The organism is Shewanella pneumatophori (assembly GCF_023283895.1).
Lineage (GTDB): Bacteria > Pseudomonadota > Gammaproteobacteria > Enterobacterales > Shewanellaceae > Shewanella > Shewanella pneumatophori.
In genome coordinates this window covers 68,775-84,979 of sequence record NZ_JAKILB010000018.1, presented here as the reverse complement: position 1 = coordinate 84,979, position 16,205 = coordinate 68,775, and the positions used below count along the sequence as shown (strand labels likewise).

Here is a 16,205-nt window from a genome sequence, read left to right as displayed (position 1 = left end):
AGACCTGCTCAATGAATTCTGTATTACATAAATTATCTTTGATTTTACTTTCTATAAGAAAGTGAAGACCAAAGTTGCTATGAACACTCATTCATTAAGTAATTTTTGATTGTCTCGTGAGAGACAATTTCGAATAACTTAATCTCTGTGAGTGTCCACACAGATTTGCTTGTCATATTGTTAAAGAGCGTTGCCATCATTGTCGTTCTTGCGAATCGCTCCAAGTGGCTAGGGGTGCGTATTCTACACTTCCCGTTGTTGGCGTCAAGCGTTTATTTTAAGAAGTTTTTCAAGCGTTGATTTCTTAATCAGAAGTCATTGCGTGAAGCTCTTAAACCGCTTGTTACCAGAGACTAAATTCCGTAGAAGTTAATCTCTCTAACACCGCTGCAAGTCCCGTTCTATCTAGCGTTTACGCTGGGTAGTTGGCCTGCCGTGCCGTGTCAGTGGATGCGCATTATAGGGATATCTCAGATCAGCGCAAGCCCCTTTTGTAATAAAATTAGCTTTTTCGAATCAAACGAATAGTTATCAAACGATACGTACAAAAAAGGGGCTAAAAGCCCCTGTTTTTACTATTTATCGCTAAAACTAATTACCAAAAAAGCGTGATTCCTGCTTAGCCTCTATCAAACCATCATCAGTTACCACCTCAAAATTGATATGAGTCATGGTTCTGGATAGGTCTACAGGGTCAACTGCTATGCTAATTGGTAGCGTTAGCACTTCTCCGCCTTTAATTGTCACCTGCTGCGGGCCAATCCAATCATAATTTGGCAAACCTTCAACACTCATATTATACAAATGAGTATTTTCAGTTTTATTGAGGATCTTTAAGGTAAAAGTGTTTTCAACCAATCCGGCATCAGTTTCACGGAACAGTTGGTTACGGTCACGAATAATATCAATACGGATTGGCTCTATGGTTGCTGTCGCATATATAAAGATTAAGATCATCACCGAAAGAACCACGCCGTAACCGACGAGCTTAGGTCGCAGCACTTTTTCTTTGATACCCTCAAGCTTATTTTCTGTGGTGTAACTTATGAGCCCTTTGTCGTAACCCATACGCACCATGGTTGTGTCACATGCGTCAATACAAGCACCGCAGTTTATGCACTCATACTGTAGGCCATTGCGAATATCGATACCGGTTGGACAAACCTGTACACACAAATCGCAGTCAATACAGTCACCAAGTCCCATCGCTTTAGGATCGGCTTTTCTTGATCTTGGGCCACGAGTTTCACCACGCTTAGCGTCATATCCCACTATATAAGTGTTCTTATCAAACATTGCCGCTTGGAATCGTGCATAAGGGCACATATGAATGCACATAATTTCACGCATCCAACCAGCATTGCCATAAGTGGCGAAAGTGAAGAAGATTACCCAAAAGTAGATGGCGCCACTGGCGTTAAGGGTAAAGACATCTACATAGACTTCATTAGTCGGCACAAAATACGATACAAAAGTCATAGCAGTCAGTAAGGAAACTAACAGCCAAGAGGTATGCTTGGCGGTTTTACGCCATAGCTTATTAAAGCTCCATGGCATTTGATCTAGTTTGATGCGTTTATTGCGTGCCCCTTCGAGTTTCTCTTCAAACCAGATAAAAATGAAGGTCCACACCGTTTGCGGACAGGTGTAACCACACCATACGCGACCGAGGTAGGTGGTAATAAAGAACAAACCAAAGGCCGCTATCATTAGTAGCGCTGCTAACAAGGTTAAGTCTTGTGGCCAAATAGTTAGGCCAAACACATGAAACTTTTGCTCAGCAAGATTAAACCAAACGGCTTGACGGTCTCCCCATGGGATCCACGGCAGCACCAAAAAGAACAACATAGCTATCCAACCAATACGGCGGCGTAGCGTACTCCACAAGCCTTCAACAGCGCGCACATAGATTCGATTACGCGGGTTAAAGCGATCAGCTTTATTGGCATCAGGTTGGTGAATTTTGATTCTTTCGGCTTTAGAGAAGTCTTTTTTATTTTGTTCTGCGTTCATTTTGCAGCCTTACAGCTTTAATATTGCTAGAAAACTAGCTTATTATAACGCTTATACTACAAGTTATTCACCTAGATAGGACTAAAAGATGAAGGGCTGGATCATATTAGCGATTATCGGTGGCATTCTTTACTACCTTTATACAGAAACCAATACTCTTGATGAACCAATTGCTGAGGTCGAAGCAATATTTCAACAAGCCGAAGATAAAATAGATAGCATGACCGGCACCCAAATTCAGCGCATTGATGATACGGTTGAATTACTTAAAACCGATATCGTTGATCGACTTTCTAGCGCTGAAGCTAAGGCACTTGAAGCTATTAGCCAATCAAAAGCCACGCTCAACGCTTATAAAGAAGACTTTTGTGGTAGTCGAGCACCTAAGCACCCAGCTTTTAGTAAAGAAAATCAAATTTACATCTGCGATCAGCTTTAATTTTACTTTCTGTATAATGCAGCAGATCTCAGTTAGTGGATTCAACTATAAACTAGATTGACCTGAGATCTGATTCAGCCTAGCCTTTAGCTATTACGGTATTTCAACCAAGTAAAAGGCTATAGGCTCATGACACAACAAGTATCTGACATTTTTGATCCCGAGTTATGGGATGTCGTTCCTGGATTTGATTTTGAAGATGTTACCTACCACAGAGCCAAAGATCAGGGCACAGTGCGTATCGCGATTAATCGCCCAGATTGCTTAAACTCTTTCCGCCCTAAAACTGTTGATGAGCTATACATAGCACTTGACCATGCACGCCAATGGTCAGATGTTGGTTGTGTACTATTAACAGGTAATGGCCCATCAGCTAAAGGGCAATGGTCTTTCAGCGCCGGTGGCGATCAGCGTATTCGCGGTAAGGACGGTTATAAGTATGAAGGTGCAGAAGAAGGTACGCCTGATGTTGCGCGTATGGGCCGCTTGCACATATTAGAAGTACAACGCTTAATCCGCTTTATGCCTAAAGTTGTGATTGCTGTTGTTCCGGGCTGGGCTGTTGGCGGCGGCCACAGTTTACATGTGGTGTGCGACTTAACCTTGGCATCTAAAGAACATGCAGTGTTTAAGCAAACAGATCCAGATGTTGGTAGCTTTGACTCAGGCTACGGCAGTGCATACCTAGCTAAGATGATTGGCCAAAAACGCGCCCGTGAAATCTTCTTCTTAGGTTTTAACTATTCAGCTGAGGAAGCATTTGATATGGGCATGGTTAACCGTGCTATCCCTCATCAAGAACTTGAAACTGAAGCGTTAAAGTGGGCTAAAGAGATTAACTCTAAGTCGCCAACAGCAATGCGTATGTTGAAGTATGGTTTTAACTTGCCTGACGATGGCTTAGTTGGTCAGCAACTATTTGCTGGTGAAGCAACTCGATTAGCTTATGGCACAGAAGAAGCTCGCGAAGGACGTGACGCATTTTTAGAAAAGCGTGACCAAGACTTCTCATCTTTCCCTTGGCACTATTAATAGCTCATGCTTTCGCATTAACAACAAAACCATAAGCTAATGTAAACCCTACAATACATTTAATGTTTTGTAGGGTTTATACCCAAAGCTTATTTCCAATCTATAAATCCAATCAAACTAATCTATATAAGCCTCTTTTAATTGCAAATGATAATCGTTATCATTTAAGCATCTTAAATAGGAGGATATATAATGATTAAGACAATGACATTCGCGATTCTTCACTTTAGTGTGGCTTTCACTATTACTTACCTGTTAACCGGAAGCATAGTCATTGGTGGTGCAGTTGCCTTAATCGAGCCTGCTATTAATACCGTAGTGTTCTACTTCCACGAAAAAGTTTGGAAAGGTATTGAGTCTAAAAATGCTGTCGCAGCAGTTTCAGCCTAAACTTTATCGCTATTGTTTAAACCTAGTTTATTCGCCAAAGGCGCTATTGCTCCCCCTTGAATAAATACCGAAAACAAGACAATAAAGAACACCATATGCACTATATCTAACGCGCCGGGCACACCTGCTGCTGCGGGAATAAGGGCAAACACAATTGGGGTTGCTCCCTTTAATCCAATCGCCGAAATAAACATACGTTTTTTCCAACTTGCTTTGACAAATGGCAGATAACACAGCTGTACTGCCAGAGGTCTCGCAACCAAAATAAGTAAAATAGCCGGCAGAAGCGAACTAACGAACACTGAAGCTAGCGACTGCGGAAAGATTTGCAGTCCGAGCACGATAAACATTAATGCTTGAGCCAGCCAAGATAAGCTATTAAAGAAGTGCAAGTTAACAGCCTGACCACGCTTAATACCATTGCCTATCACCACACCAGCAATGTAAGACGCTAGTAAGATATTGCCACCAAGCAGTTCAGCACCATAAGTCGCAATAACAAAACTGGCCAGCACAAACACAGGTATAAGGCCAAATTCAGATAAATGAATGCGATTCAATAAGCCTACCGCTAGTTTGGCAATACCAAAACCAACAATCATTGCCACACCAATTTGGGTAACTAATTCTAAAGCGATTTCTGACGCCACAACGCTCTTGCTAGTTGATAACGCCATATCAGTTAAGAAAATCACCAATAACATAGCTACCGGATCATTAGTTGCTGATTCAAACTCCAATACGGTATCGGTTTGCTCTTTAAGTTTTAGTTTTTTAGATTCGAGGATAGAAAATACCGCAGCAGCGTCAGTTGACGACACAATAGCGGCAAACAACAAGCAAGTAATAAAATCAAAGTCGAGCAGCCAATATAAGATGACCGCAAAAAACAGCGTGGTAAACAGCACGCCAAATGAGGCCAGCACACCACCTTCTTTATATGCCACTTTAATTTTATCAGTTGAGGTATTAATACCGCCAACAAACACAATCATGTTTAGCGCCAACCCACCTATCCAAGCGGTTTTGTCTAAATCATCGTAAACAAAGTTAAACTCACCATTACCAAGCATTAAGCCTACGCCCATAAAGATAAGTAGCGACGGGATCCCTAAGGTACGAGATGGGTGATGCAACAAAATACCGACCAAGATCAAAATCGACATACCAATCATGACCATTTCAGTCGTCATAGAAGCACCTTTATTTAATATTTACGTGTGAGAATTAATGCTTACGCATAGAGAATAGACGCCAAAAGTCACCTAGGCTTGAACATATAGATTATTGTGACTAATAATTTGTACAAATATGTGGCAAACACACATTGTCATAAAAGTTTAATAATAAATTTATCCTGCGTTCTAATAACCGAAACATAACATATTTGCCCAGCCAGATTGTTAAATTTAGCTTAATCCGAAGTCAACTCTAACTCAGCAAAATAAGTCTTGCTTGGCACAACCTCGCTGTAAAGCCCAATAGCTGCGGCCTCTATCACCCTCAATTACCACTTAATAAACACTGGTTGAATTTTTGTTCATGTAACAAAAAACCATTCAAACCATAAAAACAGCACTTACTAATATTAGTCGAATCGACTTTTCAAATTAATCGACTCAATTTTTTAGTCACATAACTGTCATATAAGTCTGTCTTAATGCGCTTGCCTTCAGTGAGGCACTAACTTGGTTTTGTAAATAACTCGTATCTAAGCGACCAAACAATAGAGTGGAAATCGTAATGAAAAAAGTATTTGGCTTGTTAACCGCAGTAGGTCTAATGACAGCACCACTTGCTCACGCAAGCACAGTAACAGTATCAGGTTCAACATCAGTAGCACACGTAATGGAAGTGCTAGCAGAGAATTATCAAAACAACACGAGCACCAACGTTGAAGTACAAAGCACTGGCTCATCGGCTGGTATTCGTGCCGCAAAAGATGGCACCAGCATGATTGGTATGTCTTCGCGTAATGTAAAAGATAGCGAGCTAAACAGCGACACCAAAGAAATTGTTATCGCTCGTGACGGTATTGCCGCAGCAGTAAACAAAGCAAACCCAGTTAAAAATCTAACCCAAGAGCAAATCTCTAAGATTTACCGTGGTGAGATTAAAAACTGGAGCGAAGTCGGTGGCGAAGCTCGCCCTATCGTAGTGGTCACTCGTGAAAATGGCTCAGGCACCCGTGGGGCATTTGAAGAAATCATGAAACTGCAGCGCACTATCAATGGCCACAAGGTCACTGCGATCTCACCAACCGCTCAAGTGGGTAACGGCAACGGTATGATCAAGACAATCGTAGCGAATAACCCTTATGCCATTGGTTACATCTCTCTAGGCAGTGTTGACGACAGCCTACGCGCTATTGACGTAAACGGTGTGGCAGCAACAGATGACAATATCGCAACAGGCGACTACCAAATCGCTCGTCCGTTTATCGTACTTATCGATAAAAATGCTCCAGATAACGCTAACAGCTTTATCGAATACATCCTTTCAGAAGATGGCCAAAGCATTGTGGCTAACGAAGGTTACATCCGCGTTCAGTAAGCAATGATAAAACACAGAGGAACACGGGTTCCTCTGTAATCATTTTAGATAGATGTCGAGGTTAAGTGATGACCACAGCAAGTAAAGCGCACTCGCAAGGAATGCAGCTTGCCCCCGCTAAGTCTTACGACTGGAAAGAGATGGTGTTTCATTTTCTTTTCTTAAGCAGCGCCATGGTGGGCGTATTTTCTGTTGCTACCATTGGGTGGTTTGTCTTTAGTGAAGGCTTACCGGCTTTTGAGGAAGCAGGCGTTTCACAAATGCTAATAGGTAAAGAATGGCTGCCACCAGCACTGTTTGGCCTATTACCAATGATGGTCGCATCTATCATTTCAACAGCTGGTGCAGTGATAATTGGTGTACCTATCGCACTGTTAACTGCCGTTTTTTTGGCAGAACTAGCTCCTAACTGGCTAGCAAACATCATCCGCCCAGCGGTAGAGCTGCTCGCTGGTATTCCCTCTGTGGTATACGGTTTTTTTGGCCTAGTAATTATCGTTCCAGCCATTGAAACTATTTTTAACATCCCCGCTGGTAATACTATTTTGGCCGGGATAATTGTACTGGCAATTATGATCTTACCGACTGTAATTACCATTTCAGAAACATCGTTACGAGCACTACCGTCAACTTACAAAGAAGGCGCTCTCGCCTTAGGCGCTTCACATATCTACAGCATTTTTAAAGTGCTTATCCCTGCTGCCCGCAGTGGCATTTACACAGGTATAGCCTTAGGGGTAGCCCGCGCAATTGGCGAAACCATGGCAATTATCATGGTGATGGGTAACGCACCCGCTATGCCAGGCTCCATTTTAGAACCGGCTCGTACACTCACAGCCAATATTGCAATGGAAATGTCTTACGCAACAGGCATCCATGCAAGCGCACTCTACTCAACAGGTATCGTGCTATTAGCCTTTATCGTTTTACTTAACGGTTCACTGCTTTATCTCAACAGAAAGCGAGCTCACTAATGTTAAAACTTTCACGAGACAACCAAGATAAGCTGATGCTTGCAGCCATCTGGAGCGCAGCGGCGACAACTTTATTGTTTTTACTTTGGGTAGTTTGGCACATCTTAAGTAATGGTCTGAGCCATGTAAGCTGGGAATTTATAACCGGAGCCTACACCCGCATTGGTGAAGCTTCTGGCATTTGGGCAATGATTGTATCGACTGTTTATATGGTAGGTTTATCGCTCGCCTTTGCCGCGCCAATTGGCATTATGACTGCTATTTACCTTACCGAATATGCAGCGCCAGGTAGCCAAGTGGTTAAAATGATCCGCTTCTGTACTGAATCTCTCGCTGGTATTCCATCGATTGTTTATGGCCTGTTTGGTATGACGTTTTTTGTCACTACTCTTGGTTTAGGCTTCTCGATTTTATCGGGTGCACTAACCCTTGCCATGTTAATTCTGCCAGTGATTATCCGTACCACCGAAGAAGCGCTACTTGCAGTACCTATGAGTTACCGTGAAGGTGGTTATGCCCTTGGTAGCTCGAAGATCTATACCATCTGCCGTTTGGTATTACCGAGCGCACTGCCAGGTATTGTTACTTCAATCATTTTAAGTACTGGCCGAGTCATAGGTGAATCTGCACCGGTATTTTTAACTGCAGGTATGGTGACTCAGATCCCTGAATCAGTACTTGAGTCTGGCCGCACCTTAACCGTACACCTTTATAAATTGACCCAAGAGCTGTTCACCCAGCATGAATGGGATCAGGCTTACGCCACTGCCACCATATTGATTGTGCTAGTGCTTATGTTAAACATGGCAACCAAAGTGATTGCCTCGCGTTTGAATAAATCATCTAAGTAAGGTTTCTCCATGAATAAGCTAGAAGTGAACAACTTAAACCTATTTTACGGCGACAACCATGCGCTAAAAAATATCTCATTAGCCATTCCTGCGCGCCAAGTCACTGCGCTTATTGGTCCATCAGGCTGCGGCAAATCAACACTACTGCGTACACTAAATCGCATGAATGATTTGGTATCTGGAGTAAAAATTAATGGTGATGTGATGTTTGAAGGCAACAACATCTATCAAGACGTTGATGTAAAACACTTAAGAATGCGCGTAGGTATGGTATTTCAAAAGCCTAACCCATTCCCAATGAGCATCTACGAGAACGTTGCTTTCGGCTTAAAAGCTCAAGGAATAAAAGACAAACAAGTGCTCGATGATGCAGTTGAAGAATCGCTACGCAGTGCCGCATTATGGGATGAAGTGAAAGACAGGTTAAACACTCCAGCATTTGGTCTATCGGGCGGCCAGCAGCAACGTTTGTGTATTGCCCGCACCATTGCGATGAAACCTGAAGTGATTTTAATGGATGAGCCAACCAGCGCCCTAGACCCTATTGCGACTCACAAAATTGAAGAACTGATGGATGAGTTGCGCAAACAATTTACCATTGTGATTGTGACTCACTCTATGAACCAAGCTAAACGTATTTCAGACAAAACCGCGTTCTTCTGGATGGGCGAACTGGTTGAACACGGCGAAACCTCGCAGATATTTAACCAACCAATCGATCAACGTACCCAAGGTTATGTAAGCGGTGAATTTGGCTAATCACCAATAATCAATCTTTCTGGGTTGCGCTATATAGCTTTATCGAGCGCAACCCGATGCTAGCAGCCCCACCTTTTTACTAGCACTTACATTTAACGCTACTCACTTGTTCGATAATACGTAAGTTTGCATTTATAACCTCGCAGTAAACAAAAAGATAAATATCAGGCTTACGCCTTGTTTAAGATATATTTTTAATATAGCTTCGAAGATAGGTTTATTGACAAAGAGGCACTGTAATATGGAAAGGATCAGAGAAGCTCAAGCACATCTGCAGAAAGAGTTTGAAATCTACAATAATGCATCTGAAAAAAAGCTTCCCCCTATCGATGTTGATTGCCCTGATAACCTAGAAAGCATGCTAGAGTTTGTTACCCGCAGAGAGTCTCTTAAACAAGCAAAAAAGCTCAGTTCACCTCCTGCTGCCAAGCTAAAATCAGCAATCGCAGATACCCTATTATTACTAGACAACTTTGATATAAAGCTCTCGAAAGCAAAAGGTGCTGCAGAAGGTTAAATTTAATAACATTTCGCTTTTTATAGTGATTAAGGTAATACTTTATATATTATTACCTTAATCATTTATGCAGCTAAAAATCCGCTACAACATAAAGCAAACAGTCGTAAACAATAAATTAACCGTCTTATTTTTAGGAATGTCTATTCTAATTTCAGAACTTGCTAACTGAAAATCTGTTCCTATAATGCCTAAAACCGGAGCGCCCCAAAACGCTCCGGTTTTTTTGTGCCTGAAATAAGCTCAGGAATTAATTTAATGTCCGATAAAAACATTTTTATCGGCGGTTTTGCTGCGCGCAAATCCATGTGAGGAATAAACAATGCGTATTGAACAAGATCTAAAGTTAGGCTTTAAAGATGTATTAATTAGACCTAAGCGTTCAACGTTAAAAAGCCGTTCTCAAGTCGATCTAAATCGCCAATTTACCTTTAAGCACAGCGGTAAAACTTGGACTGGTGTACCTATTATCGCCGCAAACATGGATTCTGTAGCAAGCTTTGAAATGGCCACCAGCCTAGCAGAGCACAATGTGATGACAGCTGTGCACAAGCATTACAGTGTTGAGCAATGGGGTGAGTTCGTTGCCAACCAAACTGCAGATGTACTAAAGCACGTTATGGTTTCTAGCGGCACATCTGATGCTGATTTCATTAAGCTAAGCGAAATTTTAGCACTTTCAGAAGATCTTAATTTTATCTGTATTGATATCGCTAACGGCTACTCAGAACACCTAGTAGATTACGTTCGTAAAGTGCGTCAGGCACACCCAATGAAGGTGATTAGCGCAGGTAACGTAGTTACTGGCGACATGGTTGAAGAACTAATTATTGCTGGTGCAGATATCGTTAAAGTAGGTATTGGCCCAGGTTCAGTGTGTACCACTCGCGTTAAGACTGGCGTGGGCTACCCGCAACTTTCTGCCATTATCGAATGTGCTGATGCAGCTCATGGTCTTGGCGGTCAAATCATCGGTGACGGTGGTTGTAGCTGTGCTGGTGACGTAGCTAAAGCCTTTGGCGGCGGCGCAGACTTTGTCATGCTAGGCGGTATGCTCGCTGGCCACGAACAAAGTGGTGGTGAAATTGTTGAGCAAGATGGCAAGAAGATGGTTAAGTTCTACGGCATGTCTTCACAATCTGCAATGGACAAGCATTCAGGTGGTGTAGCTAAGTACCGCGCCGCAGAAGGTAAAACTGTACTACTACCATTTAAAGGCAGTGTAGATAACACCATTAACGATATTATGGGCGGCGTTCGCTCTACTTGTACTTATGTAGGCGCTGCATCATTAAAAGAATTAACTAAGCGTACTACGTTTATTCGTGTTCAAGAGCAAGAAAATAACGTTTACGGTAAAGAGTAAATAATTAATTGCGCTAATTTCATTTATATTTAGTGCAAATAATAAATTTAAACATATTTATATTTACCAATAAAAAACGGCTACCTAAGTAGCCGTTTTTATTTATATAAACATTTATAGCTTATATTTATTCAACCGTAACTGATTTAGCCAAGTTACGTGGCTGATCCACATCAGTGCCTTTAATTAGTGCAACGTGATATGACAATAACTGTAATGGAATGGTGTAGATTAGCGGCGCCATAAACTCATCACAGTGCGGTACAGGAATAACCTTCATCGTATCGTCAGACTCAAACTCGGCATCTTTATCTGCAAACACATACATCAAGCCACCACGCGCTCGCACTTCTTCAACGTTCGACTTTAGCTTTTCTAAAAGTTCGTTGTTTGGTGCAACCACGATTACTGGCATATCTGCATCAATTAACGCTAGTGGACCATGCTTTAACTCACCCGATGCATACGCTTCAGCGTGAATATAAGAGATCTCTTTCAGCTTAAGCGCACCTTCCATCGCGATAGGGTATTGATCGCCACGACCTAAAAATAGTGCGTGATGCTTGTCGGCAAAGTCTTCAGCTAATGCTGCAATCGCATCATCTAAACCTAGTGCTTGCTCAACTTTAGCTGGCATTGAAAGTAGGCTCTGGCTTATTTCAGCCTGCATTTCATCTGACATACCGTTATAACGACCGATAGCCGATGTTAGCATTAATAGACCCGCTAACTGCACAGTAAAGGCTTTAGTTGACGCAACACCAATCTCTGCGCCCGCTTTCATCATGTAAGCCATATCTGATTCGCGCACTAGCGACGAACCTGGCGCATTACAAATTGTCAGCGTAGCTTTGTAGCCCATCTCTTTAGCTAAACGCATAGCTGCTAGCGTGTCAGCAGTTTCACCAGACTGTGAAATCGTCACTAACAAGCTATTTGGGAATAAGTGCGACTTGCGGTAACGGAACTCAGACGCAATTTCAACGTTACACGATACACCAGCCCAATCTTCTAGCCAGTAACGCGCAGCCATACCTGCATGGTAACTAGTACCACAAGCGATGATCTGTACATGTTTGATGTCTTTTAAGAATTCCGCAGCGTTATCGCCAAATGCAGTATCAAGCACTTTACCACCAGCGATACGGCCTTCAAGAGTACGTGCGATAGCTGTTGGCTGCTCGTAGATCTCTTTTAGCATGTAGTGACGGTATTCACCTTTATCGCCCGCATCATGAGTCACTTCTGACTCTTTAACTTCACGCTCAACGGCGTTGCCATCAACGTCAAAAATGTTAACTTCACGGCGCGTCACTTCTGCCACATCGCCTTCTTCTAAAAAAGCGAATGAACGAGTTACTGGTAATAATGCAAGTTGATCAGAGGCAACGAAGTTTTCACCAAGACCAAAACCGATAACAAGTGGGCTACCTGAGCGAGCGACAATCATACGTTCGCTATCAGTACGGTCGATAACTACAGTGCCGTATGCACCTTCAAGCTGTTTAACCGTTGCTTGAACTGCTGCAAGTAGTGTGTCGTGTGTTTTTAATTCATGGTGTACTAAGTGACAAATAACTTCTGTGTCAGTATCTGAAGCAAAGGTATAGCCTAGGCCCTTTAGCATATCGCGTAATTTGTTGTGGTTTTCAATAATACCGTTATGTACAACAGCGATATCACCTTCAGATAAGTGAGGATGAGCATTACGCTCGCTTGGCTCGCCGTGAGTAGCCCAGCGAGTATGAGCGATACCTGTACCACCAGCAAGTGGAGCTGCTTCTAGCGCAGCAGATAACTCTTGTACTTTACCAACGCGACGAGTGCGATTTAGCTCACCATCATTAAGTACAGCAACGCCAGCCGAATCATAACCGCGGTATTCTAAACGTCTTAGTCCTTCAACAAGAATTTCAGCTACATCTCTTTGTGCAACAGCACCTACGATTCCACACATAATTAATACCTAGACTCTCGATACGAGAGATAAAATTGAAGTTAATATTTGAATTTTATTTGGATCAGCTCTTACGAGTTATCCGGCATAAGGCGCAAGAATGACGCGCACCCCATGTTGAGTAATACTGTCCAGCGCTTCGCTTGGTAACCTATCATCGGTAACCAACACGCTAACCTTGCTCCAAGGTAGCTCAAGGTTAGGGATACGACGGCCAAGCTTTTCTGATTCAAGCATGACGACCACTTCTCGTGAGACTTCCGCCATCACCTTGCTCAAGCCCGTCAGCTCATTAAAGGTAGTCGTACCGCGCTCAAGGTCGATACCATCAGCACCAATAAATAATTGATCGAAGTTATATGAGCGCAGTACTTGCTCGGCGATTTGCCCTTGGAAAGACTCTGAGTGAGGATCCCAAGTACCGCCAGTCATTAGTAATGTAGGCTCATTTTCAAGATCATGAATCGAATTAGCCAACGCCAATGAATTGGTCATCACTAACAAGCCACGTTTATGATTCAGCTCACCAATTAGGCCTGATGTAGTACTGCCACTATCGATAATGATGCGGTTGTGATCTTTAATCAGCTCGGCTGCGGCTTTAGCGATAGATAGCTTATTGGGCGCGATCTTGGCGGTAAACTGCTGAGTGACTTCATCAGGCACAGCGACAGCTCCACCATAACGACGCAACAGCAAGCCAGTTTTCTCCAGCGTAGCAAGATCTTTGCGAATGGTGACTTCAGAAGTTTCAAAACGCAGAGATAACTCTTCAACACTCACTTCGCCTTGCTGGTTAAGCAGGCTAATAATGCTGTGACGTCGTTGTTGAGTGTTTCGTTTGTTCATAAAACCTTTCGCTAAGTTTCGATTCGAAAGATGCATTATAGTAAAACGAAACTTAATTACCAGTTTTTGTTATGCGATAAATAGCAAAAGCCAGCATGTAGATACAAAAAAGCCCCAACCAAAGGTTGAGGCTTTTACGACTAAGCGTTAAGGCTAAGGTTTAGAACTTGGCTTCAAAAGCTAAGCTTACATTACGTCCTTCACCAATAGTGACTTCTTTATAGCTACCGCCATCAAGGTAGTCAGTATCAAATAGGTTCTTAACATTTAAGCGAACATTCATTTCTGTACCGCTCATATCCCAAGTGTATGCAGCACCTAAATCAAAACGTACAAAGCCATCTTTGGTAATTGTATTGTCTGTGTCAGCAAAACGCTCACCAACATATACTGCACCAAAGTTCATTGCTAGAGCGTCAGTAACTTCGTAGCGTGTCCAGATATTAGCAGAAAACTCTGGTGCATCAATCGGTGTTTTGCCTTCAAGCACAGGGTCATTCTTATACTCAGCATCTAGATACATCATAGAACCGGTTACAAACCAAGAGTCACTCACTTGGCCTTGAGCACCCATTTCAAAACCTCTATGACTTTGCTCACCATCTTGAGTTGTAATCTGAACATTACCGTTCTCATCTGGCTTATCAAACTCTTGTACTACAACGCGATTTTCAACGTTAATATCAAATACAGCAGCAGTTAACAACAGGCCACCATCATATAGCTCCCACTTGGTACCAATTTCGTACTGAGTACCATATTCAGGCTTTAGATTCATATCATTGTTCGCATCAGGTTTATCACCCGACTCTTGAACAGAACCTTTTGGCGTAAAGCTTTTTGAGTAGTTTACATAAACACTACCGTAATCTGTTGGCTCAAAAATCACACCAAATTTAGGAGATACAGCGTAAGCATTGTTACCTTCGCCATCTTTTTTCTGCTCATCGTAACGAACACCAGCTAGTACTTTCCAGTTGTCAGTAAGTGTGACTAAATCTTGGAAGTAGAAACCATAGTGGTAATACTCACTAGGATCTTTAGGATCAGCATTTAAATAGTTAACATTTGGGTCAATAACTTGACCAGGTAAAACGGTTATTGCTTCAGGAGCATATTCCGCTTGCTGTTGGTAATAGTAATCTAAGAAGTTACCACCAATTAGCATTTGATGCTCGAAGCTACCTGTATAGAAGTTACCAGTAAAATCCATGTAAGCTGTTTTGTATTGCCAATCATCATGGCGATCAAATGGCTTAACTTTATAACCATCTTCAGGTGTTTCTGTGTAAGTTGGAGATGAGCCAAAACGGCGACGTTCATATTGCTGGTGGTTATAACCAGTCTTCATCTGCCAGTCATCACTAATTTGCCAAACTAGATCTGCACCAATGTTTTGGACGCTAATATCGATAAATGCCCATGGCAATTCCCAAATCTTATCGTCTTCGCCAATCACTTCGCCAATCTTGTCACCTGATTTATATAACCATGAACCAGAATCTAAACCAGCATTGTCTTCAGTAGTGTCATACTTAACAGAAAGCATTACATCATCAGACAAATCGAAATCTAACGCCACATAGGCAAGTAAACGGTCACGCTCTTTATTTTCACCGTTATAGTACTCTGTAGAATAAGTCGTATCTTCTTTAACTAAAACTGAGCGGTAACGTACGGTTTCAGCTTCATTTACAGCTCCGCCAGCATCCATTTGGAAACGAGTAGAACCATATTCATCAGTATCAAAGCCTAGATTGAAAACACTATCGTAAGTCGGCTTCTTAGTTACCATATTAACTAAGCCACCAGGACCTGACTGACCATAAAGCATAGAAGAAGGTCCTTTAAGAACTTCTACTTGCTCCAAAATCTCAATAGGTTGAATGTAGTGAGACCAATGTTGGTGACCATTAACTAAGAATCCATTACCAGAATCCAACGCAAAGCCACGAATAGCAAACTGCTGACGATTCCACTTTTCACTACCAGCGGTAACAGAAGAGTCGTTAACAAGTACTTCAGATAAGTTTCTAGCAAGTTGTTCATCAGTAACAAAATCTGGGATAACAGTTACTGATTGAGGCGTATCTAAAATGTCGATATCACCACGCATCGCACCTGAAGATGAACCGACTTTATAGTCGTTAAAACTACGACCAGTAATCGTGATACGCTCAATATTGCTATCAACAGTAACCTGTGACTCTGAAGCAACTTCTTCAGCAAAAGCAGTAGATGAAGCTAATGCAGCAACGATAGCTAAACCTACGCGAGAAAACTTAAATGACGTCCCAACAGACATATCCAACCCCAACAATGAAACATGAATGTAATATTTGAGTCGCAATATAAATGAGAACTATTTTTATTTAAGCTTCTTTACACTTCTTTACAATGAGCAGTGACACAGCTCTAATAAACCAGAAAAACACAACATAAACAAGCATAAAAGTATCAAGATGTATCGCCAGTTAATGCGCTTTTTGTTAGCCGATTTAACTA

General features: G+C 42.1%; 14 protein-coding genes. 9 read left to right on the top strand and 5 right to left on the bottom strand.

Features of this window, described 5'->3' with window-relative positions:
* Positions 1–591: 591 nt before the first annotated feature.
* Entirely contained in the window at positions 592–2,013 is a 1,422-nt protein-coding gene (ccoG, locus tag L2740_RS19840) for a cytochrome c oxidase accessory protein CcoG (RefSeq protein ID WP_248951760.1), read from the bottom strand.
* An 88-nt stretch (positions 2,014–2,101) separates the two neighbouring features.
* Here ccoG and L2740_RS19835 point away from each other — a divergent pair, with 88 nt between their 5' ends.
* The 3 genes from L2740_RS19835 (at position 2,102) to L2740_RS19825 (ending at position 3,874) form a co-directional block, all read left to right on the top strand.
* Positions 2,102–2,452, top strand: a complete 351-nt coding sequence (locus L2740_RS19835) for a hypothetical protein (RefSeq protein ID WP_248951759.1) — start codon at positions 2,102–2,104, stop codon at positions 2,450–2,452.
* Between the two features lie 129 nt (positions 2,453–2,581).
* Entirely contained in the window at positions 2,582–3,484 is a 903-nt protein-coding gene (locus tag L2740_RS19830; RefSeq protein ID WP_248951758.1) for a 1,4-dihydroxy-2-naphthoyl-CoA synthase, read from the top strand.
* A gap of 192 nt (positions 3,485–3,676) precedes the next feature.
* Positions 3,677–3,874, top strand: coding sequence for a DUF2061 domain-containing protein (locus L2740_RS19825; protein ID WP_028767749.1), 198 nt, complete (start codon positions 3,677–3,679; stop codon positions 3,872–3,874).
* On the opposite strand, the gene L2740_RS19820 is transcribed toward L2740_RS19825, so the two are convergent.
* On the bottom strand, positions 3,871–5,067 hold the full coding sequence (locus L2740_RS19820; RefSeq protein ID WP_248951757.1) for a potassium/proton antiporter: 1,197 nt from the start codon (positions 5,065–5,067) through the stop codon (positions 3,871–3,873). The two genes, L2740_RS19825 and L2740_RS19820, sit on opposite strands and share 4 nt — an antisense overlap.
* 550 nt (positions 5,068–5,617) lie before the next feature.
* Here L2740_RS19820 and L2740_RS19815 point away from each other — a divergent pair.
* From L2740_RS19815 to L2740_RS19790, 6 genes are all read left to right on the top strand, one after another.
* Positions 5,618–6,427 (top strand): phosphate ABC transporter substrate-binding protein, encoded by an 810-nt coding sequence (locus tag L2740_RS19815; protein ID WP_248951756.1) that lies wholly within the window; start codon positions 5,618–5,620, stop codon positions 6,425–6,427.
* Between the two features lie 68 nt (positions 6,428–6,495).
* Positions 6,496–7,401 carry a phosphate ABC transporter permease subunit PstC gene (gene pstC / locus L2740_RS19810; protein WP_248951755.1) on the top strand — a complete coding sequence of 302 codons (906 nt, stop codon included), beginning with the start codon at positions 6,496–6,498 and terminating at the stop codon, positions 7,399–7,401.
* Entirely contained in the window at positions 7,401–8,252 is an 852-nt protein-coding gene (gene pstA, locus L2740_RS19805) for a phosphate ABC transporter permease PstA (RefSeq protein WP_248472141.1), read from the top strand. Before pstC ends, pstA begins: the two co-directional genes overlap by 1 nt.
* Before the next feature lie 9 nt (positions 8,253–8,261).
* Entirely contained in the window at positions 8,262–9,011 is a 750-nt protein-coding gene (gene pstB / locus L2740_RS19800) for a phosphate ABC transporter ATP-binding protein PstB (protein WP_248951754.1), read from the top strand.
* A gap of 241 nt (positions 9,012–9,252) precedes the next feature.
* Complete coding sequence (locus L2740_RS19795; RefSeq protein WP_037410873.1) at positions 9,253–9,528, top strand: hypothetical protein; 276 nt, start codon at positions 9,253–9,255, stop codon at positions 9,526–9,528.
* A gap of 322 nt (positions 9,529–9,850) precedes the next feature.
* A complete protein-coding gene (locus L2740_RS19790) occupies positions 9,851–10,894 on the top strand; it encodes a GMP reductase (protein ID WP_248951753.1) in 1,044 nt (347 codons plus the stop codon).
* Between the two features lie 127 nt (positions 10,895–11,021).
* Here the strand turns inward: L2740_RS19790 and glmS are convergent, their stop codons facing one another.
* The 3 genes from glmS to L2740_RS19775 form a co-directional block, all read right to left on the bottom strand.
* Entirely contained in the window at positions 11,022–12,851 is a 1,830-nt protein-coding gene (gene glmS, locus L2740_RS19785; RefSeq protein WP_248472137.1) for a glutamine--fructose-6-phosphate transaminase (isomerizing), read from the bottom strand.
* A 78-nt stretch (positions 12,852–12,929) separates the two neighbouring features.
* Positions 12,930–13,700: a DeoR/GlpR family DNA-binding transcription regulator gene (locus L2740_RS19780; protein ID WP_248951752.1), complete on the bottom strand. Its 771-nt coding sequence runs from the start codon at positions 13,698–13,700 to the stop codon at positions 12,930–12,932.
* A gap of 160 nt (positions 13,701–13,860) precedes the next feature.
* Complete coding sequence (locus L2740_RS19775) at positions 13,861–16,005, bottom strand: TonB-dependent siderophore receptor (RefSeq protein WP_248951751.1); 2,145 nt, start codon at positions 16,003–16,005, stop codon at positions 13,861–13,863.
* Between the last annotated feature and the right edge of the window lie 200 nt (positions 16,006–16,205).

What these genes read in the sequence shown, in the direction of transcription:
- L2740_RS19835 (WP_248951759.1), top strand. Translation starts at nt 2,102, where the DNA reads ATGAAGGGCTGGATCATATTAGCGATTATCGGTGGCATTCTTTACTAC.
- L2740_RS19820 (WP_248951757.1), bottom strand. Translation starts at nt 5,067, where the DNA reads ATGACGACTGAAATGGTCATGATTGGTATGTCGATTTTGATCTTGGTC.
- pstB (WP_248951754.1), top strand. Translation starts at nt 8,262, where the DNA reads ATGAATAAGCTAGAAGTGAACAACTTAAACCTATTTTACGGCGACAAC.
- L2740_RS19790 (WP_248951753.1), top strand. Translation starts at nt 9,851, where the DNA reads ATGCGTATTGAACAAGATCTAAAGTTAGGCTTTAAAGATGTATTAATT.
- L2740_RS19830 (WP_248951758.1), top strand. Translation starts at nt 2,582, where the DNA reads ATGACACAACAAGTATCTGACATTTTTGATCCCGAGTTATGGGATGTC.
- L2740_RS19775 (WP_248951751.1), bottom strand. Translation starts at nt 16,005, where the DNA reads ATGTCTGTTGGGACGTCATTTAAGTTTTCTCGCGTAGGTTTAGCTATC.
- L2740_RS19815 (WP_248951756.1), top strand. Translation starts at nt 5,618, where the DNA reads ATGAAAAAAGTATTTGGCTTGTTAACCGCAGTAGGTCTAATGACAGCA.
- L2740_RS19825 (WP_028767749.1), top strand. Translation starts at nt 3,677, where the DNA reads ATGATTAAGACAATGACATTCGCGATTCTTCACTTTAGTGTGGCTTTC.
- L2740_RS19780 (WP_248951752.1), bottom strand. Translation starts at nt 13,700, where the DNA reads ATGAACAAACGAAACACTCAACAACGACGTCACAGCATTATTAGCCTG.
- pstC (WP_248951755.1), top strand. Translation starts at nt 6,496, where the DNA reads ATGACCACAGCAAGTAAAGCGCACTCGCAAGGAATGCAGCTTGCCCCC.
- pstA (WP_248472141.1), top strand. Translation starts at nt 7,401, where the DNA reads ATGTTAAAACTTTCACGAGACAACCAAGATAAGCTGATGCTTGCAGCC.
- glmS (WP_248472137.1), bottom strand. Translation starts at nt 12,851, where the DNA reads ATGTGTGGAATCGTAGGTGCTGTTGCACAAAGAGATGTAGCTGAAATT.
- ccoG (WP_248951760.1), bottom strand. Translation starts at nt 2,013, where the DNA reads ATGAACGCAGAACAAAATAAAAAAGACTTCTCTAAAGCCGAAAGAATC.
- L2740_RS19795 (WP_037410873.1), top strand. Translation starts at nt 9,253, where the DNA reads ATGGAAAGGATCAGAGAAGCTCAAGCACATCTGCAGAAAGAGTTTGAA.